The sequence below is a fragment of the Streptomyces sp. WAC05374 genome (genome assembly GCF_004353505.1).
Lineage (GTDB): Bacteria > Actinomycetota > Actinomycetes > Streptomycetales > Streptomycetaceae > Streptomyces.
This window is the reverse complement of sequence record NZ_SMNQ01000006.1, coordinates 221,155-239,514: the sequence shown is the minus strand read 5'-3', so window position 1 is coordinate 239,514 and position 18,360 is coordinate 221,155. Positions and strand designations below refer to the sequence as shown.

The following is an 18,360-nucleotide window of genomic DNA, read 5'->3' as shown; positions in this document are numbered from 1 at the left end:
CACGCTAGGCGTCGCGCACCAGATCCGCACCAGATGGCTGTTCGGCACCCTTCCGGCGGGCGGCCCGCATGAGCTGATCGAGGCCGCTCGCCACCTCCTGCTGACGGGCCAGGTCCGAGTGCTGATAGATCAGCGCGGCCTTCTCCGACGACTGCCCGGCGCGGACCATCGTGTCCTTGAACGTGGCCCCGGATCGAGTGGCAAGGGTGTGCCCAGTGTGGCGGAGGTCGTAGGAGCGGAACCCCGCCGGCAGTGCCACCGCAGCACGGGCCTTTGCCACGTGGCCCGCTCCTCCACGTCCTTGCGGCGCAGCTCTGCCTGTTCTCCGGCCGGAATGGACCGTACGCCCCCGACGAAGACCATCAGTCGCCGGCGCGGCCCCAGCGCACCGGCGAGGGTACCGACCTGGGCGACGGTGGCGATCTGTCGTTCCACCGCACCTTCCTTTCCAGCACTCCGGAGGCGGCAGGGGTTACGGCGGGTGAGTTCGCCGAGCCGGTAGGGCCGGTGACGGTCGCGGCGGCTCCTGTCAGCGCCAAGCGCTCGGTGCGCGCGGGGCGCGGTCTGGTCCGAGCCCGCGCCCGCTGCACATGCATGTGGGCTGACGGCGGACGGGATGGGCGCCGGGATGGGTGGTGGGCAAAGGTGGCTACAGCACTCCACCACTACAGGCACCCTCGGAGCTCAGGGCGCCGATCACGGACGACTTCGCGCATACTCCAGTATGCTCCGAGTATGTCGTCGACTACTCGCATCACCGTCACACTGCCCACCGACCAGGTGGCAGAGCTCCGTAGACTCACGGACAACGTCTCCGGCTACGTGGCAGAAGCCGTAGCTCGCCAGATTCGGCACCAGCTCCTGGGCAGCGACCTCCGCCGCCACGAGGAGGAGCACGGGTCCTTCAGCGACGAGGAGCTTGCCGAGGCCCGCGCGAAGATCTTCAGCTCCACCGGCTCCTCCAAGGGCGCGGACGCCGCGTGAGCGAGCGTATCGAGACCGTCGTCCTGGACTCGGAAGGGCTGTCCGCTTGGATCGCGCAGGACCGCAAGCTCCTCGCCATGCTGCAGGTGTTCCACGACATGGGAGCCGACCTCGTCATCGGGGCAAACACCATCGTGGAAGTCAGCCACTCCCGGACCAACACGCCTCGCCTGAACTGGACTCTGTCCCGCGTCAAGGTGGAGCCGGTCACCGAACAAGCGGCGAAAGCGGCAGCGGAACTTCTCAAAGACGCCGGACTGCACGGGCACAAATACGCCATCGACGCCACGGTCGCCGAGGTCGCGCTTCGCCAGCCGAAACCCGTCGCTCTGCTGACGTCCGACAGCGACGACATGGCCAAACTCTGCGGCAGCCAGATCCGCATCATTCCTCTTTGACCCGCCAACCCCAGGCTCTGTTGCACTGCCGCCACCCGTGCCCCGTCCATGCCCCCATCCCGCCCAACAGGAAAAGCGCAAGTCAGAGCCCACCCAACAGCCCGACCACCAGTGATTCCCCCACTCAGCGGGTTCGATTCCCGTCACCCGCTCGTGAACGAAGGCCCTGGTCGGTGACCAGGGCCTTCGTCGTTGTCGGCCGCGCCGGCGGGATTCGGGTCAAAACTCCAGCACCTCGCGGTCGAGCGGGTACCGCGCGCGGTGGGGTCCGTCGTGCGGCGAGGGTGTGATCGGGAGCTCTCCGGTCGGCTGCAGGCCGAGGTTGTCGTCCCAGAGCCGGGGTTCGACCTGTCCGACGACGCGGAACTTCCGGAAGGTGAACGGCGGGCTGTCGGTCGGGAAGAACTCGGGCGTGGTCATCACATGGAAGTGCAGGTGCGGCGTGGTCGAGTTGCCGCTGTTGCCGATCAGTCCGAGGACCCGGCCGGGTTGGACGTGGTCGCCTTCCCGGACCTTGAGCGAGCCGGGCTTCAGGTGGGCATAGAGCAGGTAGCGGCCCGGCGCGACCTGCACGGTGACGTGGTTGCCGACGGTCTCCTCGATCGGCGGGACCGGCGGTGTGACGGGCGGCGTGTTGTCCGGGATTCCGTCCTGGACCTCCACCACCCTGCCGCCGGCCGCCGCCACGACCGGCTGCCGGTAGCTCAGGTAGCTGGTGAGCCGCCCGGGGTCGCCTTCCCAGGTCTGTCCCTGCTCGCCGACCCGGTACCAGTCGATCGCGAAGCGCTGCGGTACGTAGAAGCGACCGTTGATCGGACCGAGGCCGCGGCGGTGATGGGTGTTGCCGCAGCACGACTCGCTGGAGTACCAGGTGCCGGGGCGCACGGGCGCGTTCAGGTTCAGCGGCGCGGTGCGGTCGGTCGGGGTGACCTGAACCGTCTCCTCGAACGCGGAGGGACCGGAGGCGGTGAGGACGGCGCCCGAGAGGCGGTGCTCGAGGACCTCGGGTGCCCGCTGACCGCGATCGAGAGCCAGGTCGATCCAGACGACCCACTGCTGGGAGCCCGGGATGACGGTCGGCGTCGGCGCCGGGGGCGGCGGGTCGTACCCGTCCGCGCCCGGCAGGGGGTCACCCACCGGGTGGGCGGCCTCGGCCAGTGCCTGGCCGCTCAGCGAGTCCACCACCCGGTGCGTGCGGGCGTCCAGGACCTCGACGCGGTCCAGCCGCACCTCGGCGCTGCTGGGGAGCGCGTTCGTGGTGAGCAGTTCGTACGAGAGGTGCGTCTTGCCGTCCGTGGCGCGGAAGGGCGCCGGTTGGGTCAGCACCGCCGCCGTCAACGGCGTGAACTGGGGGCCGGGCCCCGGCTTGGTCGCGCCGCTCCCGTATCCGGGTGCCGTTGCGGCCGTCAGCATGCCGACCGCGAGCACGGCGGTGGCGAGCCCGCGACGTAGCGGGCCGCGGCCGGTGCGGCTGCGAGGGTGGCGCTCTGCCATGGTGTTCTTCCGGTCGTCGGGTCCGGGACCGTGAAGGGCACCGGCACGCCCCGCGCCGAGGCGCAGGCCCATGTAACCCGGCGGCACGGCGCTGCCGGCGGACGGCGCCGGAGTCGGGTGCCGATCTCCACCCGTCCAGCCGCACCGGCCCTCACGGTGGGGAGGTGGGCTTGCGGAGGGCCAGGGCCGCGATGTCGTCGTCGAGTTTGCCGGCGCTGTAGCGGAGCAGGTCGCGGTGGAGATCACCGAGCAGGGCCTGCGGGGTGAGCGGGCCCTGGTGGGCCAGCCAGTCCGGGAGGGGGAAGAAGGCGCCCTTGGGGTCGCGGGTCTCCGTGACGCCGTCGGTGTAGAGCAGGAGCTGGTCGCCCGGGGCGAAGGGGACGGTGTCGATGTAGTACGTGTCCCCGATGAGCGTCGCCAGGTTGAGGGGCGGCGACGGGGTGGACGGGTCCAGGACGAGCGTGTGGCCGTCGTGGACGAGCAGCGGCGGGGGGTGGCCGCAGTTGAGGATGCGCAGCCGGCCGCCACCGCGGGTGATCTCCGCGATGAGGACCGTGGCGAAGCGCTCCGGCACGTCGGGGCCGGGGAACGCGGCGATGTAGCGGGTGATGCTGGTCTCCAGGCGCCGGGCGATGCCCCTCAGGTCGGGCTCCTCGTACGCGATCTCCCGGAAGGTGCTGAGCACCGCCGAGGCCGCGCCCACCGCGGGCAGGCCCTTGCCGCGTACGTCGCCGATGAGCAGCCGCACCCCGTACGGCGTGTCGGCCGCCTCGTAGAAGTCGCCGCCGATCCGGGCCTGCTCCTGGGCCGCCAGGTAGAGGCACTCGATCTCGATGTCGGCGATACGACGGGGCAGGGGGCGCAGCAGCACCTTCTGGGCCGCGTCGGCGACGAGCCGGACGTGGAAGAGCATCTCCTCCCGCTGGCGGCGCAGGTGACTGGCGTACGCGGCCGCCAGGGTGACCGCGACGATCGCGGCTCCCGTGTACGGCGTACCCAGGTCGGTGTGGAAGAAGCTGAGCACGATCATGGCCAGCAGGCAGAACGCGCCCAGCAGGATGGTGGGCAGTACGGGCCACAGCGCGGCGGCGAGCGCGGGCGCGGCGGGCAGGAGGCGGCTGAAGGCGATCTCCCGTGGGGTGGAGAACGCCAGACCGGTGATGAGCAGCGTCAGGATCACGGGCGACAGCACGACGACTTCCCATCTGCGGCCGCGGGGGACGCGGCGGCGGCGCAGCCGGCCGGACGTGATCATGAAGCCATCATATCGGGGCATATGGGGCGTCTATCGCTTATTGCCCCCGGATGAGCCCCTCCGGGTCGCGTGGAGGGGGAGACACTCCGGGGGAGGAGTCCTGGAGGGGGAGGAGCCCTGGAGGGAGGAGCCCTGGAGGGAGACGGTCCCGGGGGGTGGGTGATCGCTGGGGGCTCTGTGTCGCCGTTCAGGTGTGCGAGGGGGCTGCTGGGCTGTCGGCGGCGGTCACGGCGGTGGGTGGGTGGCGACGGGGGCGCGGCTCGTCACGTGCGCGTGGCCGTGCGTTCCCGCCACCAGTCCACCGTCGTCTTGATCTGGTCGTCGACGGGGGTGGGGCCGGTCGCGAAGGCGGACTCGTAGGCGGTCGAGTCGACCACGAAGGGCCGGTCGAACTGGTAGCGGATCTCCCTCAGTTCGCGGAGCAGCGGCGAGAAGAGGGACGCCACCCGCAGGGCCGCGGGTGGCAGGCCGCGCACCGTGACCGGCCGTGTGCCCGCCGCGGCGGCGAGGTGGTCGACCATTCGGCGCACCGACTGCGGGGGTGCCGTCGGAACGTGCCAGGCGCGGCCCCAGGCCCGTTCCTCCTCCGCGGCCTCCACCAGGGTCCGGGCCACATCGGGGAGGTAGGTCCAGCTATGCGGCGCGTCCGGGTCGCCGAGCGTGGAGACGGGCCTGCCCCGCAGCAGCCGCGGCACCACCCGGGCGGCGAGGTGCCCGCCGTCGGTGACACCCGGTCCGAAGAAGTCGGAGGCCTGTACCTCCACCGCCCGGACGCGGCCCTCCTCGTGCAGCTTCAGCGCCTTCTCCCACACGGCGGCGCGCACCCGGCCCTTGGGGCCCGTCGCCGCCAGGGGCAGGTCCTCGGTCATGGGGCCGTCCACCGGGCCGTACCCGTAGAGGTTGCCCAGCAGGACGAGGACGGCCCCGGTGGCCTCAGCCGCCGCACACAGGGACGCGGCCAGGGGCGGCAGGTCGCTCACCCAGCGGTGGTACGGGGGCGCGGCACAGCCGTACACGGCGGCCGCGCCCCGTACGGCCTCGGTCAGCCGGGCGCCGTCCGTCGCGTCGAGCGCGACGTGCTCCAGGCCGGGCTCGGCGGCGCGGCCCGACCTGGTGACGACGCGCACCTGGTGGCCCTTCCCCGTCAGCAGCCGTGCGGTCGCCGCTCCGGCGGGCCCGAATCCGATGACCACGTGAAGGCTCATGGAGGCAGGCTAACCGCCGGGCGGCGCAAGGGGATCAGTACAGGCCGCGGTAGTTCTGCCAGCCCGTGGAGATCGTGACGGTGGCCCCGAACGAGCCCTTGCCGTTGCCCTTGTTGCGCAGCAGCTTTCCGCTGCTGTCGCGGGAGAGGAGGTCGGGCAGGGAGTCACCGGTGACGTCGCCGACGCCGATGAGGTCCGTGCGCCCGGCGCCCCAGTCGCGGAACACCAGCACCCGGGGCTTGAGGGTGCCCGTCCCGGTGCCGCTGTAGCGCCACAGCTCGCCCGAGCCGTCGCGGGCCAGCAGGTCGCCGTTGCCGTCGCCGTCGATGTCGCCCGCGCCGATCAGGCGGTACCCCTTCCAGCCGGTGCCGACGCGGACGGCCGCGTCCAGGGTGCCGGAGGCGTTGGAGCGGTAGAGGAACAGGTACCCGGTGGTGGTCTGGCGGGCCAGCAGGTCGGGGCGGCCGTCGCCGGTCAGGTCGCCGGGCGCGACGACGGCGTCGAAGGCGTTCCAGCCCTTGCCGATCTGCACGTGCGGCGTGGCGTGGTTGACCGGGGTGTAGTGGCCGTCGCACTTTCCGGTGGCCCGCCGCAGCAGGCCGTCGGCGGACTTCAGCAGCATGTCGTCGCAGCCGTCGCCGTCGATGTCGCCGAACGGGATGAACCGGGTGGCCGGGTCCCATCCCTGGCTGACGTACGTTCCCGTGGTCGTGCCGAGGTGGTGCACGGAGAGCTTGCCGCCGGCGGTCATGGCGTAGTACTCGCCGAGCCCGTCGCCGTCGGCGTCGCGGTGCACGGAACGGCCGCCCACCACCCTGGTGGTGCCCTTGCTGACGTACTGGTGCGGGCCGCCGTCGCCCGGGTCGACGATCAGGTCCCACGTGTGCGGCCGGCCCGCGGCGAGCCTGCCGTCGGCGGTGCGGCCGTCCCAGGTGGCGCGGATCGCGGCGCCGTCCCGTGCCGTACCGGTGAGCTTCCGCGCCACGTTGCCGTGACCGTCCCGGAAGATCAGCGTCCAGGCGGCCGCCGGGCGGCTCAGCCGCCAGTGGCCGCTCCACACCGGCGTCTTCGCCCCGGGGCGCAGGTCCAGCGTGGTGGTGGTGCGCGCGTCGATGGCCGTGACCGGTGAGCGCTCCACGTCCACCGGCACGATCCGGATACGGGACTCCTCGTCGACGTACGCCACGTGGCCGCCGTACTTGTCGACCGTCCACTGCGAGATCGCCGGCCGCTGCGCGAGCACCCGCTCGGACGGCGTCTCACCGGCGCCCCGGTGGAAGTCCAGCAGCCGCAGCTCGCCCTCGGTGGGGTCGCCGACCAGGAAGCCGTCGCCGAGCCGGCTCCAGCGCTTGGCCTCCACCGGGATGCCGGCCGCCTTCCGGTGGTCCCAGACGCCGGCCCGGGCCTCTTCGTCGCACTGCCAGAACAGCCAGCGCCCGACCGCCTGCAACGAGTCGGGCACGCAGTTCGAGCCGGGGTCGACGTCGATGTCGGGCGTGGTCGTCCTCGTCCGCAGGTCGTACGCGCTGACGGTGCCGGCCGCCGTGCCCGGCTGCCACAGGCTGTCGCCCCAGACCGAGGACGCCGTGATGGGCCGGGAGTGGACCAGGCCGTCCTGGCTCTCCTGGCTCGCGTCCTCCGCGTCGAACGAGCCGATGAGCTGCCGGCGCTCCTCCAGGTTGTTGACGACGACGTACTGCCCGGCCGCGTCGGCCACCAGGTCGGGGCCCCAGTGGCCGAGCGAGAGCCGGCTGGACGGCACCTGGCCGCCCGAGGCGTGCGGGCCGCCGCGGTCCGGCGCGTGGTAGGCGACGCGCCCGTCGCCGAGGGCCCACAGGCGGGAGTCGAAGTCGTTGCACATCTCGTGGGAGTCGCCGCACGGGTAGTTCATCCAGAAGTTGGTCTGGACGAGCCTCCGGGGCCCGGGCTCGACACCGCCGTGGGCGGGCAGGTCGTACTCGTACAGGGCGCGCCCCTCCACCGGCTCGGCCCACCCGGCCACCGTGAGCCGGCCGCCGCCCAGGGCGATCTGCTCCGGCTTCGCGGTGCGGCCGCCGTAGGTGCCGAGCGTGATGACGGCCTCACCCGAAGGCGACGGTTCGGCCGCCGTCGCGGCCGGGACCGGTGCGAGCCCGGTCACCGCGAGCGCGGTGACGGCGGGCCCGAGTATCCATCCCGTACGTCTCTTCCTGCGGGAGGTCTCCTTGCGGGCGGTCATGTGCGTTTCTGCTCCCCTGTCTCGACCCGCGCACGTTTCCCCGCGCGCCTGAGCTATGACCGCTGACCCGTCGCCGGGGTTGTACGGAGATCACGCCGGACCTTCTCGGGGTGGTCGACGTTGTGGTGCCGGTCGCGGTCCTGGTCCCGGTCGCGGTCCTGGTCGCGGTCCTCCGGGGTTTCGGGGCCGGTCGCCCTGCGGCCCCATGCCGTGCCGGCCAGGATCAGCGCCACGCCGAGCAGCCCGAGCCGGCCGGGCCGGTCGCCGGCCAGCGCGATGCCCGCCACGGCCGCCCACACCGGCTCCGTACCGAGCAGCAGGCTCACCCGGGACGGCGAGGTGCGGCGTACCGCCCACATCTGTACGAAGAACGCGAACAGCGTGCAGAACACCGACAGGTGCAGCAGCCAGGCCCACTCGGCGGCGCCGAAGTCCGCGGCGGCGGCCCACGGGGTGGCGCCCGTTCCCGGAGCGGCGCACAGAACGGCGAACGCCAGTACCGAGCCGCCGAGTTGCACCGTCGTCAGCGACATGGCGTCCGCGCCCCGCACCGACCGCATCCGCGCCATGGCCAGCACGTGCGCCGTGCGGGCGACGGCGGCGGCCAGCATCAGCAGGTCACCGAGGGACGGCTCGCTGAAGCCCGCCCCCTGGGTGAGCAGCAGTACGCCGAGGACCGACAGGCCCGCCGCCGCGACGAACGAGCGCGGCAGGCGGGTGCCGCGCAGCCTGCTCTCCGCGATCGGCGTGAGGATCATCGTGAGGCTGATGATGAGTCCGGCGTTGGTCGCCGAGGTGTGGACGACGCCGTACGTCTCCAGCAGGAAGATGGCGGCCAGGATCAGCCCGAGGACGCCCGCCCCGCGTATCTGCTCGGCGCTCAGCGCGCGCAGCCTGCGCCATCCGGCCACCACCAGCACGGGCAGCACGACGGCGAACCGCAGGACCAGGACGGCCAGCACGGTCTGGGCGGTGGTGACTTCCTTCGCGGCCAGGTAGCTGGAGCCCCAGACCACGGCGACCAGCAGGACGGGCAGGTCGGTCAGCCAGGCGCGGCGGGCCGCGGCACCGGTCACGTGCGGGGTCTCGGTCATCGCGGGCTCCTCGGACGGGAGGGGAGGGGGTGGGGCGGGGCCCGGACAGCGTAGTGGCCGGTGATCACGGGGCGTGGCCGGTGATCACGGGTCGGATGGCGGGAACGCGCGGTGGCGGAACCCTGGCACGGTCCGGTAGCTTAGGCAAGCCTTACCTAAGCGAGGAGTGATGATGAGCGGAGTCCCCGACGCGCGCCCGCCCGAGCCGACGGAGGCGGAGCGTGTCCGCTCCGTCCTGTCCGCCGCCCGGTCGCTGACGGTCGTCTCGCACGGGTACCGGTGCGACCTGGTCGGCGCCCACCGCCTCGACGAGCGCGGCCGGCTGACGCTGCGTCTGCCGGCCGACGGGCACCTGGCGGCGGCCGTGGCCCACGCGCCACACGGCGACCTGGCCGCCATGCTCCAGTTCACCGACGTGGCGCCCACCGCCGTACGCGACCGGGTACGGGCCCGGGTGACGCTCTCCGGGTGGCTCACCGGGGGCGGGGCGGAACCCGGCACGAACGGCGTCGCGCTGCGCCTGGACCCCGTGCGCGTCACCCTCCACACGGGCGGCGACGTCGTCTTCGTGGGCCTGGACGAGCTGGTCCTCGCCGAGCCGGACCCGCTGGCGGACCACGAGGCCGGCCTGCTCCTGCACCTGACCGACGACCACCCCGACGCGGTGGCGCGGCTCACCCGGCTGGTGGAGCCGCACCACCTCCACGGCGTCCGGCACGTGGCGCCCGTGGCCCTCGACCGGTACGGCATCACGCTCCGGCTGGAACACACCGGCGCCCACCACGACGTACGGCTGCCGTTCACCCCGGCGCTGCGCGAGGCCACCGAGTTCGGCGACCGCGTCCAGGGACTGCTCGCCGCCGCCCGGGCCTGCCCGCGCCGTCGCCTGCGCACCCGGCCGTGACACACGATCGGGTCGCGGCGATCATCCGCGCCGCACCCCTGGCCGCCGCGCTCTACACGCCGCCGCCCGGGCCCAGCCGCACGGGCAGCGAGCCGTGCCCGTTGGAGATGAAGGAGTCCACCGCCCGCAGCTCCTCCGACGGCACGGCCAGGACCATGTCCGGGAACCGCTCGAAGAGCGCCGGCAGCGCGATGCGCGCCTCCATACGGCCCAGCGGGGCGCCCAGGCAGTAGTGGACCCCGTACCCGAAGGCCAGGTGATCCTTGTCGGCGCGGGTGACGTCGAAACGGTCGGCGTCCTTCCCGTACCGCTCCGGGTCGCGCCCGGCGGCGGCGTACGCGGCCAGGATCGCGTCGCCCCGGCGGATGAGCGTTCCGTCCGCCTCGATGTCCTCGACCGCGTACCGCAGCGGCAGGCTGGCGACCGGGGCGTCGGAGCGCAGCGTCTCCTCGATCACGTCGTCCCAGGAGGCCCGGCCCTCCCGTACGAGGGCGAGTTGCTCGGGGTGGGTGAGGAGGGCGTGGATGGCGTTGTCGATGAGGTTGACCGTGGTCTCATGACCGGCGCCGATCATCAGCACCAGGGTGTCGAGCAGTTCCTGCTCGCTCAGCCTGGTGCCGCCCTCGTCGTCGCGGGCCGCGATGAGGGCGCTCGTCATGTCGTCGGCGGGCGACCGGCGCTTGGCGGCGACGAGTTCGCCCATGACGGCGTAGAGCCGGGTGTAGGTGGCGGTGACCTCCTCCGGGCCGGCGGAGGTGTGGAAGAGGCTGTCCACGATGGACCGCAGCTCCTCCCCCTTCTCCTCCGGCAGGCCGAACAGCTCGCTGATCACCTGGATGGGCAGCGGGTACGCGTACGTCTCCCGCAGGTCCACGACCGGGTCGCGGCGGCCCGCCTCGGCGATGCGGTCCAGCAGGTCCGCGGTGATCTCCTCCACGCGCGGCCGCAGCGCGGCGGTCCGGCGGGCGGTGAACGCCTTGGCGACCAGCGTACGCAGGCGCTTGTGCTCGCCGCCGTACGCGGTGAACATGTTCCGCACCGCCACCCAGGCGAACAGCGGCCACTCCGGGGAGATCTCGCCGTTGATCCAGGTCGGCCAGTGCCGGTGCGGGTCCTTGGAGACCCGTGGATCGGTGAGCAGCCGCTTCAGCAGCTCGGGACTGCTGACCGCCCACGCCTCCACCCCGCCGGGCAGGGCGACGCGTGCGACGGGGCCGCGCTCGCGTAAGCGGGCCGCCTCCCCGTGTATGTCGCTGCCGGTGGGGTCGATCACCAATGGTTCCTGGGCGCTCATCGCCGTCTCCCTGAACTCGCGTGCCAGTAGGGCGGATCACGCTAACGCGGGGCGGGGTGGGAGGACGAGACCGCGTCGGTTCACTCGGAAGGGGGCGAGATTCGCTCGCGAATGAGCAGAACCGACCAGTAACAACATCACCATATGGTGTGCTTTCCCCGCCGTGGAACGCACGGTTCACCTTGGGGAGGATTCTTGAAGGTTCGATTCGCTGTGTCGGCAGCCGTCCTGGCCACCGCCGTCGCCGGCGGCATGCTGACCGCCGCCCCGGCGCAGGCCGCCGGTGGCGTGAGCATCTACCGCGTGTACTACAACTCGCCCGGCACGGACAACCGTTCCAACACGTCGCTCAACGCGGAGTGGGTGCAGCTCTACAACTCCAGCACCGCCGCCATTTCGCTGCGCGACTGGAAGCTGAAGGACCGGGCCGGCTGGACGTACACCTTCAGCGGCACGATCGGCGCGAAGTCGTACGTGACGGTCCACACCGGCCGGGGCACCAACACCGCGGGGCACCGGTACTGGGGCAGGGCGGCGTACGTGTGGAACAACGACGGTGACACCGCGTACCTCCGCAAGGCGTCGGGCACCCTCGTCGACTCGTGCGCCTGGGGCTCCACGGGCTCGTCCCGGTACTGCTGAGCGCCGCACCCCGCCGCGGGCCCCTGCCGGTGCGGGGGCCCGTGGGCGGGGCGGTCGGCCCGGGGGGGGGTGACGTCAGGCGGTGGTCCTATCCGGCCGGCTTGCGCCAGTCCCGCGTCGGGTTTCCCCGCTCGTCCCACGTCTTCTGCGTGAGCAGCGTCAATCCGTCGGTGGCGAAGCGCTGTTCGGACGCGAGGCGGCCGTTGGTGTGCCACTCGCGCCACATCCCGACGGGGCGTCCCACCCGTACCGTGCCCTCGGACCGCGGGGTGCCGTCCTCGTACCACTCCCGGCTGATGCCGTGCGTGATGCCGTCCACGTAGACGTCCAGGGCGACGAGCGCGCCGCCGAGGTGCTCGGTCACCTCGCCCGTGAAGAGTTCCCCCCGGTACAGCAGCCGTCCGCCCACGTCCATGTCGACGCCGGGGCCGTCGATGTCGATACGCACTGGCTCGGTCATGCTGACGTTCCCCTCGTGTCTGAGGCCTACGTCGGAAACTCGCCCACCCAGGTGCGCCGCAACAGGTGCTTCGGGAGGTATTCCGACTCGACGTCGATCGGCATTCCGGCGTCGTGCGCCATGCAGGCGACGGCGAGCGGGCCGAGGGCGACCAGTCCGTCGCCGCTCACGGCACGCGCCTCGTTCGCGGTCCAGTACTCCTTGTGCCGGGTCAGAGCGTCCGCCAGCGCGGCGTTGAACTGCTCGGCCTCCTGGCGCTGGTACCGGTGGAAGAGCTCGATGGGCGGGTGGAGGATCTTGACCATCAGCTCTTCGCTCGCCACACGCGCGCGTGCCGGGTCGGTTCCGTCGACCGCCTCGGCCAGGGAGCCCCACGTCTCCTGCCGGTGGAACCAGGCGTTCTGCAAGGCCTCGACCCAGGGGTGGATGTACTCGTCGAACTCGGCCCCGGACGCCCGGAGGAACGTGACCGGTACGCGCGCGAGTCGATCGGCCCGCTCGTTCTCGCGGCAGATCACGGCCAGGTAGTACGAGGTGAGCCAGTTGGCCGCGTGCAAGTAGTCCTGCGGCCCGGTGGCCGGGAGATGCTTGATGGCTCCCATGCTCCCGATCCGGCACGGCACGGGCCCCTCCGTCGCCGTTCCCGCCGCGAAGAGCGCCGAACCGGTCTGCATGGCCGTGACCCATGCCTCCCAGGTGGGGAACTCGGCGGCCTCCGGGTCCGTCAGGCACCGCCACTTCGCCGCGGAGAGCGTGTGGTCGAGGGCGTCGAAGCGGTCGAACTCCGAGGTCTCGATCCGCTCGAGCACGTCCTCCGCGCTCCTGATCACCGGTGCCATCGCCTCGCTTGCGTCGTCCGTGCGGAAATCGTGCCGCACGATGCGCGTGCCCACCTGCTCACTCCTTGGCCTCGGCCTGCGATAGGTCGCTCGTCCTTCCCGTCCGTCCCCGGCAGGCGGTCGGGGTGCGGGCCCGCCGTCCTGGCGTCCGGCTGGGGTCACCTGCTGCTCAGGTGGAGTACTCCCCGAGCCAGCCGCGCTTCAGGAGGTGCTCGGGCAGGTACTCCGACTCGACGTCAACCGGGAGCTTCCCGTCGTACGCCAGGCAGGCGATCGCCAGGGGGCCCAGGGCGATGGCCCCGTCGATGTCCGTCGACCGGTCCTCCGTCAGCGTCCAATACGCCTTGTGCAGTGTGAGCGCCTCCACCAGGGCCGGGCTGAAGCCCTCCTCGTCCTTGCGGACGAAGTGGTGGAAGAGGTTGATCGGCGGGTGGAGCAGGCCCTGGAGCATGTCCCGGGGGACGTTCCGCGCGAGCGCCGGGTCCGACGCCCGGAGCGTGGCGGTGAGCTTCTCCGCCAGCCCCGGCCGGCGCAGCCAGTACGTCTGGAGCGTGTCGATCCAGTGGTGGACATACGCGTCGTAACGGCCGTCCGGTGACCGGAGGCGGTCCAGCGGGATCTCGCAGAGCTGCGTCATCCGCTCCTGCTCGCGGCAGACGACCGCCAGCCAGAACGCGGTCAGCCACGCCCCGGCGTCGGCCATCGAGGAGGGGCCGGCGGCCGGGAGCGGCCGGAGCTCGCGGTTGATCCGGCACTCGACCGTACCCTCCCGTACACCCGTCACCGCGAACACCGCCGAGCCGAGCTGCATGGCGTTGACCGCGGCATCCCAGGTCTCCGCCCGCGCCGCCCGTGGGTCCACGGCGCAGCGGGCGTTGAGGACGAGGAGCGAGGTGCTGAACGTGGACTCGATCAGCTCGGTGGAGGACTCCAGGCCGTCGATCTCCCCGGCGAGGTGGTCGGCGAGCCGCTGCGCCAGCGCCTCGGCGCCGGGGCCCGACGGGATGCCGTGGCGCGGGACATCCCGGGTCACGGGCAGGTCCCGACACGTGTGGCCGGCCGTGTCCGGTCGGCCGGCACCGCGACGTCGAAGTGCCGGGCCCACGGGGCGTGTGTCGGCATCAGGTCGGGAACTCGCCCAGCCAGGCGCGGTTGAGCAGCTCGCTCGGCAGGTAGTCCGACTCGACCTCGATCGGGAACCCGGCGTCGTACGCCAGGCAGGCGATGGCGAGCGGGCCCAGCGCCAGGTACCCGGCGACGCTGCGCTCCCGCTTCTCGGAAGCCGTCCAGTACAGCTTGTGCATCTCCAGGGCCTCGACCAGCGCCTGGTTGAACGCCGCGTGGTCCTTGCGCAGGAAGCACTGGAAGAGGTTGACCGGCTGATAGAGGATCCGCTCCACCAGCTCCATGTCCGCCACCTCGATCGCGTTCGGGTACGACGCCTCGATCGCGGCCAGCAGCTTCTCGCCGAGCCCCGGGCGTTCCAGCCAGTACGTCTGGAGGGCGTCGATCCAGAGGTAGACGAACTCGTCGTACTGGGTGCCCGAGGCGCGCAGCACGTCGAGCGGAACCTCGCACAGCGCGGTCATGCGTGCCTGGTCCCGGCAGACGATGGCCAGCCAGAACGCGGAGACCCAGTTGCCCGGGTTGGCGTGCAGTCCCGGACCAAGCGCCCGGAGGGTACGCGTCTCATCGGCGATGCGGCACTCCACTGTGCCCTCGGACCGGGTGGCGACGGCGAACATCGCCGAGCCGACCTGCATCGCCGTGACCGTGGCCTCCCAGGTCGGGAGGGCCGACGCGTCCGGATTGACCGCCAGTCGTGCCTGGAGGTGGAGCATCGCGGTGTCCAGGGCGCCGTCGAGTGCCCCGGGGGACTGTTCGAAGGACGCGATGTCCTCCAGGAGGTCCTCCTCCAAGGAGTCCGCGTAACCCTGGTCGTCAGGCCCCGGCGAGCCGTGCCGAGTCACATTCACCGTCACTCCAGATTCCCGTTCTCGTCGCGCTTCCGGATGTCGAACTTCTCCATCTCGTAGCCACCGTACAGGGGCCCGTCGGACTTGCCCTTCACGACGATGTAGTCGAGTTTGCCCTGGTCGAGGGCGGTCTTGAGGGCTCTGGCGAGCTTCCGCTCGCTGGGAATCTCACGGCCTCGTTCCCTCATCTCACGGAGGATGTCGAGGAAGTACTCCCTCGACCCCTGCATCGCCCGACCGCCCTGCGGCAGCTTGCGCGATCCCAGGTCGGTGTTGACGTTCGACTTCGCCTCGACGACCACGTACTTGCCGTCCTTGCGCTGGTAGACCTGGTCGAACTGGTCGTTGCCGTTGGCAGGACCGTGCAGGGTCTCCCGCTTGATGATGTCGTCGTAGTGCTGCGGCACCACCTGGTGCGCGGCGACCGTCTCTCCGTACGCCTCGGCGGCCTTGGTCCGCTCGTACGCGGCCACACGGTACTTCTCCTGGGCGTCCACCCGCAGGGCGTCGTCCTCGGGTAGCCCGGAGTGCGCCGCCTTGACCTTCTCCGCTGCTGTGGCCGCGTCGATGGCGTTCCGACGGGCGCCGGCCGCCTCGTCGAGCACGCGAAGGGTGTCCGCGTCCAGGTGCGTGGCGCGGTTGACGGAGGCGCCCTCGCCGTCGAGGTACCTCTCGGGGATGGGCGGCGGAGCGTTCTTGGCGGAGATCCAGGGACCATCCGGTGTCTCCTTGATGAGCTGCGGCGGTACCCGGAGGCTCTCGTCGAACACCTTGGTGTTGAGGCGGCGCCCGTCCTTCGCGTAGTACTTCTCGAAGTACCCGTCCTCATGGTTCGCTCGGTAGACCTGGATCTCCGCGATCTGCTCGTCCGTGAGGGACCCGCGAGGACCGTACGGGTTGTCGCCGTCGCGCATGAAGCTGGGCCGCTCGATCACCGTGGGAGGCGTCGAGGCGCCGTCGCCCGCGCCCGCCGCGCCCTCGTCCGCGCCCGCCGCCGCGTCGTCGACCGCGCCCGTGCCCGGGGTGTCGGGGAGGCCCGAGCCGGGGGTGCCGTCGCCGGGCACGCCGTTGTCGGCGGACGAGCCGCCCGGGGTGGCGTTGTCGGCGCCCGAGGTGCCCGAGCCGCCGCCCGGGGTGGCGTTGTCGGCCGTGGAGGCGCCGGGGGGCACGTCGCGGCCGCCGCCGGTGGGCGGGGTGGTGTCGCCGGGGCGGGTGCCGCCCGTGCCCGGGGTGTTGTCCAGGTTGTTGGCGGGCAGGTTGTCGCCCGCGCCGCCGCCGGGCAGGTTGTTGCCGGCCTGGCCCGTGGGCAGGTTGTCGGCGAGGCCGCCCGGCATGTTGTCCACGAGGCCGGCCGGGGAGTCCGGGACGCGTACGGGGGCGTCGTCGCCGACGCGGCCGATGTCGCCCAGGTTGTTGTCCAGGCTGTTGCCGAGGCTGATGGCGGTGCCGTCGCCCGCGTTGACCGCGGCGCCGGCCATGGCCGGGACCTTGGCCGGGGTGTCGACGCGCGGGTTGTCCGCGCCCGCGGCGGGGTTGGCGGGGTTCGTGCCCCTGTCGACCGTGTCCGTCGGGGAGTCCTTGACGTCGCTGACGACCTTGCCGTTCTCGTCGAGGATGTTGCCGTCACGGTCCAGGAACTGCGGCGGGTCGCCGTCCTTGACGGGGAGGGGTGTCGCGTCGGCGGGGACGGCCGGGGTGTCCTTGGGCAGGGCGACCGTGCCCTCCTGGAGCGGCACCGAGCCCGCCGGGGCCGGGGCGTCGTCCGGGAGCCTGACCATGCCGTCGCCGAGGTCGACCGCGCCCGGCGGGACCGCGGTGCCCTCGGGGACACGGACCGTGTTGGGCGGGACCTCGATGGCGCCCTCGGGCAGGGGGGTGCCGTCGGGGAGGTGGATCGTGCCGTCCGGGCGCATGAGCGAGCCCTCCGGCAGGATGACCGTGCCCTCGGGGAGGGGCGGCATGGTGATGTTGCCCATGCCCTTCAGGCCGGTCATCACGTCGCCGATCTTCGTGATGCCCGCGCCGGCGCCCTTGAAGAGGTACGTCGTCGGGTCGATCGCCCGGCCGGCCTTGCCGGCGAAGGAGATCGCCCTGGCCGCCGCGCCCGCCTTGCCGGCGCCCGCCGCCGCGCCGCCCGCGCCGCCCGTGAAGACGGTGGTGAGCACGTTGAAGGTGACCGCTCCGGCGGCCCGGGCCGGGTTGGAGCCCCACTGGTCCCAGGCCACCAGCGCCTTGCCGGTCTCCTTCATGGCCGTACGGGAGTCCCTGATCCAGCCGGGCAGTTGCTTGTCGTCGGCCAGCCAGAACGCCGCGCCCAGCGGGCTCGCGGTGATGACCAGGCCGGTGGCGAGCTGGCCCAGGCCCTTCCACGCCTGCCCGGCCGCGTCCCAGCCCTGGAAGCCGACCAGGGTGCCCAGGCCCTTGATGGTGCCCCACACGCCGTCGACGATGACGCCCTTGCCGAAGTCGTAGGCGTGCTCCCACACCTGCCACCACGGCGTCGACTCCTCGACCGCGTCACCCCACGGCAGGCTCTTGGCCTGCTTGAGGGCCTCGGCGTCGTAGCCGTACATGCCCTCGCCGTTGGAGCCGTCGTTGACCTTGAGCGCCTTGCCGCCGACGAGGGCGACGATCTTCGCGTGGGCGGCTCGCTCGGCCGCCTGGAACTGTGTCCAGACCTCGGCGATCTCGTTGCGCCGGTCGTTGTTCTCCTCGACCAGGTCGCCGTCCTCACGCCACTTGTCGTCCTCGGCGATCTTCTGCCGGAAGGTGACGGCGTCCTGGCGCAGGTCGTCCAGCTTCTTCTTCAGGGGGCGGATCTCATTGGCGTACGTCCCCAGCGCGCCCGCGATGGTGCACAGGTCCGAACTGATGTCGAGCGCCTTGTCCTTGACCGGCTGCGTCGTGGCGAAGAGCTGCTCCGCCTCGGGCGCCTTGTAGAAGGCCCGCAGGCCGCCGAAGGACGTGTGGACGTCCCCGGCGGCGGTCGCGATCTTGCCGCCGGCGCCGGACAGCGCCTTGACCTTCTCGTCGAGCAGCTCGAGGTTGCCGGTGAAGACCGGGACCTCGGCCGGGTTGACCGGCGTGTTCTCGCTCACTTCTTCCCCCCGAGCTCCTTCAGCAGGTCCAGCCGCACCTGCCGCGCCGCGTCCTGGGCCTCCTTGGCCTGGTCCAGGTCGCCCTCGACGTACTCGTTGGTCGCCGTGGCCGCGCCGATGACCGCCGCCTGGATGCGCTTGGCCATGGGCTCGAAGTGCGTCTTCTGGCGTCCGGTCATGTACTCGGCCAGCGCCGCGCCCACCGGGCCCGTCGCCTTCTGCGTCAACGGCTTGCCCGAAGCCGTCGGCCCCTGCAACGGAACCTCGGCGGCCGAACCGGGCACGGCCGTGCCGGCCGCCTGCGCGGCCTGCTGCATGTCGGTGACCAGGGCGTTGAGGGCCTTCTCCAGGTCCCCGGCATGCGTGCCGACGACCTTGAGCTGACCCTGCACCCCCTGGGGCTGGATGTCCCACGACGTCATGAACGCTCCCCCTGCGAACCCCTGTTACCCATCCGAGCCGAGGGGGACCGTCTCCTCCCCCTCGGACGCGCGCACGG

16 protein-coding genes and 1 pseudogene are annotated in these 18,360 nt (G+C 72.1%); 4 read left to right on the top strand and 13 right to left on the bottom strand.

Features of this window, described 5'->3' with window-relative positions:
* Positions 1 to 4 precede the first annotated feature (4 nt).
* Positions 5 to 566 (bottom strand): annotated as a pseudogene (locus E2B92_RS15215) (tyrosine-type recombinase/integrase); the annotation flags it as partial.
* 169 nt (positions 567 to 735) lie between these two features.
* On the opposite strand from E2B92_RS15215, the gene E2B92_RS15210 reads away from it, so the two are divergent.
* Entirely contained in the window at positions 736 to 984 is a 249-nt protein-coding gene (locus E2B92_RS15210; RefSeq protein WP_126888691.1) for a type II toxin-antitoxin system CcdA family antitoxin, read from the top strand.
* Positions 981 to 1,382, top strand: a complete 402-nt coding sequence (locus tag E2B92_RS15205) for a DNA-binding protein (protein ID WP_126888690.1) — start codon at positions 981 to 983, stop codon at positions 1,380 to 1,382. The genes E2B92_RS15210 and E2B92_RS15205 overlap by 4 nt, the downstream gene beginning before the upstream one ends.
* Before the next feature lie 219 nt (positions 1,383 to 1,601).
* Here the strand turns inward: E2B92_RS15205 and E2B92_RS33805 are convergent, their stop codons facing one another.
* The 5 genes from E2B92_RS33805 to E2B92_RS15180 all read right to left on the bottom strand — a co-directional run bounded on the left by E2B92_RS33805 (position 1,602) and on the right by E2B92_RS15180 (position 8,648).
* The gene (locus E2B92_RS33805; protein ID WP_126888689.1) at positions 1,602 to 2,876 is read right to left on the bottom strand and encodes a M23 family metallopeptidase; all 1,275 of its coding nucleotides are present in this window, start codon (positions 2,874 to 2,876) and stop codon (positions 1,602 to 1,604) included.
* 151 nt (positions 2,877 to 3,027) lie between these two features.
* Entirely contained in the window at positions 3,028 to 4,131 is a 1,104-nt protein-coding gene (locus E2B92_RS15195; protein WP_126888688.1) for a PP2C family protein-serine/threonine phosphatase, read from the bottom strand.
* 263 nt (positions 4,132 to 4,394) lie between these two features.
* Complete coding sequence (locus E2B92_RS15190; protein ID WP_133087561.1) at positions 4,395 to 5,336, bottom strand: NAD-dependent epimerase/dehydratase family protein; 942 nt, start codon at positions 5,334 to 5,336, stop codon at positions 4,395 to 4,397.
* A 34-nt stretch (positions 5,337 to 5,370) separates the two neighbouring features.
* The gene (locus E2B92_RS15185) at positions 5,371 to 7,554 is read right to left on the bottom strand and encodes an FG-GAP-like repeat-containing protein (RefSeq protein ID WP_126886278.1); all 2,184 of its coding nucleotides are present in this window, start codon (positions 7,552 to 7,554) and stop codon (positions 5,371 to 5,373) included.
* A 53-nt stretch (positions 7,555 to 7,607) separates the two neighbouring features.
* The gene (locus tag E2B92_RS15180; protein ID WP_126886279.1) at positions 7,608 to 8,648 is read right to left on the bottom strand and encodes a DMT family transporter; all 1,041 of its coding nucleotides are present in this window, start codon (positions 8,646 to 8,648) and stop codon (positions 7,608 to 7,610) included.
* Positions 8,649 to 8,820: 172 nt separating this feature from the next.
* Between E2B92_RS15180 and E2B92_RS15175 the strand changes: the two genes are divergently transcribed.
* Positions 8,821 to 9,552: a DUF2470 domain-containing protein gene (locus tag E2B92_RS15175; protein ID WP_126886281.1), complete on the top strand. Its 732-nt coding sequence runs from the start codon at positions 8,821 to 8,823 to the stop codon at positions 9,550 to 9,552.
* Positions 9,553 to 9,604: 52 nt separating this feature from the next.
* Here the strand turns inward: E2B92_RS15175 and E2B92_RS15170 are convergent, their stop codons facing one another.
* Positions 9,605 to 10,846 carry a cytochrome P450 family protein gene (locus E2B92_RS15170; protein ID WP_126886283.1) on the bottom strand — a complete coding sequence of 414 codons (1,242 nt, stop codon included), beginning with the start codon at positions 10,844 to 10,846 and terminating at the stop codon, positions 9,605 to 9,607.
* A gap of 195 nt (positions 10,847 to 11,041) precedes the next feature.
* Between E2B92_RS15170 and E2B92_RS15165 the strand changes: the two genes are divergently transcribed.
* Positions 11,042 to 11,488, top strand: a complete 447-nt coding sequence (locus tag E2B92_RS15165; protein WP_126886285.1) for a lamin tail domain-containing protein — start codon at positions 11,042 to 11,044, stop codon at positions 11,486 to 11,488.
* A gap of 88 nt (positions 11,489 to 11,576) precedes the next feature.
* Here E2B92_RS15165 and E2B92_RS15160 read toward each other — a convergent pair whose 3' ends face one another.
* The 6 genes from E2B92_RS15160 to E2B92_RS15135 all read right to left on the bottom strand — a co-directional run bounded on the left by E2B92_RS15160 (position 11,577) and on the right by E2B92_RS15135 (position 18,283).
* Positions 11,577 to 11,948 carry a toxin-antitoxin system YwqK family antitoxin gene (locus tag E2B92_RS15160; protein ID WP_126886287.1) on the bottom strand — a complete coding sequence of 124 codons (372 nt, stop codon included), beginning with the start codon at positions 11,946 to 11,948 and terminating at the stop codon, positions 11,577 to 11,579.
* Positions 11,949 to 11,974: 26 nt separating this feature from the next.
* Positions 11,975 to 12,841, bottom strand: coding sequence for an immunity 49 family protein (locus E2B92_RS15155; RefSeq protein WP_235023824.1), 867 nt, complete (start codon positions 12,839 to 12,841; stop codon positions 11,975 to 11,977).
* Positions 12,842 to 12,956: 115 nt separating this feature from the next.
* Complete coding sequence (locus E2B92_RS15150) at positions 12,957 to 13,820, bottom strand: immunity 49 family protein (RefSeq protein WP_126886289.1); 864 nt, start codon at positions 13,818 to 13,820, stop codon at positions 12,957 to 12,959.
* An 88-nt stretch (positions 13,821 to 13,908) separates the two neighbouring features.
* Positions 13,909 to 14,763 (bottom strand): immunity 49 family protein, encoded by an 855-nt coding sequence (locus E2B92_RS15145; RefSeq protein ID WP_312846068.1) that lies wholly within the window; start codon positions 14,761 to 14,763, stop codon positions 13,909 to 13,911.
* A gap of 2 nt (positions 14,764 to 14,765) precedes the next feature.
* The gene (locus tag E2B92_RS15140) at positions 14,766 to 17,861 is read right to left on the bottom strand and encodes a hypothetical protein (protein WP_126886293.1); all 3,096 of its coding nucleotides are present in this window, start codon (positions 17,859 to 17,861) and stop codon (positions 14,766 to 14,768) included.
* Positions 17,858 to 18,283, bottom strand: a complete 426-nt coding sequence (locus tag E2B92_RS15135; RefSeq protein WP_126886294.1) for a DUF6507 family protein — start codon at positions 18,281 to 18,283, stop codon at positions 17,858 to 17,860. The genes E2B92_RS15140 and E2B92_RS15135 overlap by 4 nt, the downstream gene beginning before the upstream one ends.
* Between the last annotated feature and the right edge of the window lie 77 nt (positions 18,284 to 18,360).

Coding starts and splice junctions, on each gene's coding strand:
- E2B92_RS33805 (WP_126888689.1), bottom strand. CDS start 2,876: ATGGCAGAGCGCCACCCTCGCAGCCGCACCGGCCGCGGCCCGCTACGT.
- E2B92_RS15210 (WP_126888691.1), top strand. CDS start 736: ATGTCGTCGACTACTCGCATCACCGTCACACTGCCCACCGACCAGGTG.
- E2B92_RS15190 (WP_133087561.1), bottom strand. CDS start 5,336: ATGAGCCTTCACGTGGTCATCGGATTCGGGCCCGCCGGAGCGGCGACC.
- E2B92_RS15135 (WP_126886294.1), bottom strand. CDS start 18,283: ATGACGTCGTGGGACATCCAGCCCCAGGGGGTGCAGGGTCAGCTCAAG.
- E2B92_RS15170 (WP_126886283.1), bottom strand. CDS start 10,846: ATGAGCGCCCAGGAACCATTGGTGATCGACCCCACCGGCAGCGACATA.
- E2B92_RS15175 (WP_126886281.1), top strand. CDS start 8,821: ATGAGCGGAGTCCCCGACGCGCGCCCGCCCGAGCCGACGGAGGCGGAG.
- E2B92_RS15160 (WP_126886287.1), bottom strand. CDS start 11,948: ATGACCGAGCCAGTGCGTATCGACATCGACGGCCCCGGCGTCGACATG.
- E2B92_RS15195 (WP_126888688.1), bottom strand. CDS start 4,131: ATGATCACGTCCGGCCGGCTGCGCCGCCGCCGCGTCCCCCGCGGCCGC.
- E2B92_RS15185 (WP_126886278.1), bottom strand. CDS start 7,554: ATGACCGCCCGCAAGGAGACCTCCCGCAGGAAGAGACGTACGGGATGG.
- E2B92_RS15180 (WP_126886279.1), bottom strand. CDS start 8,648: ATGACCGAGACCCCGCACGTGACCGGTGCCGCGGCCCGCCGCGCCTGG.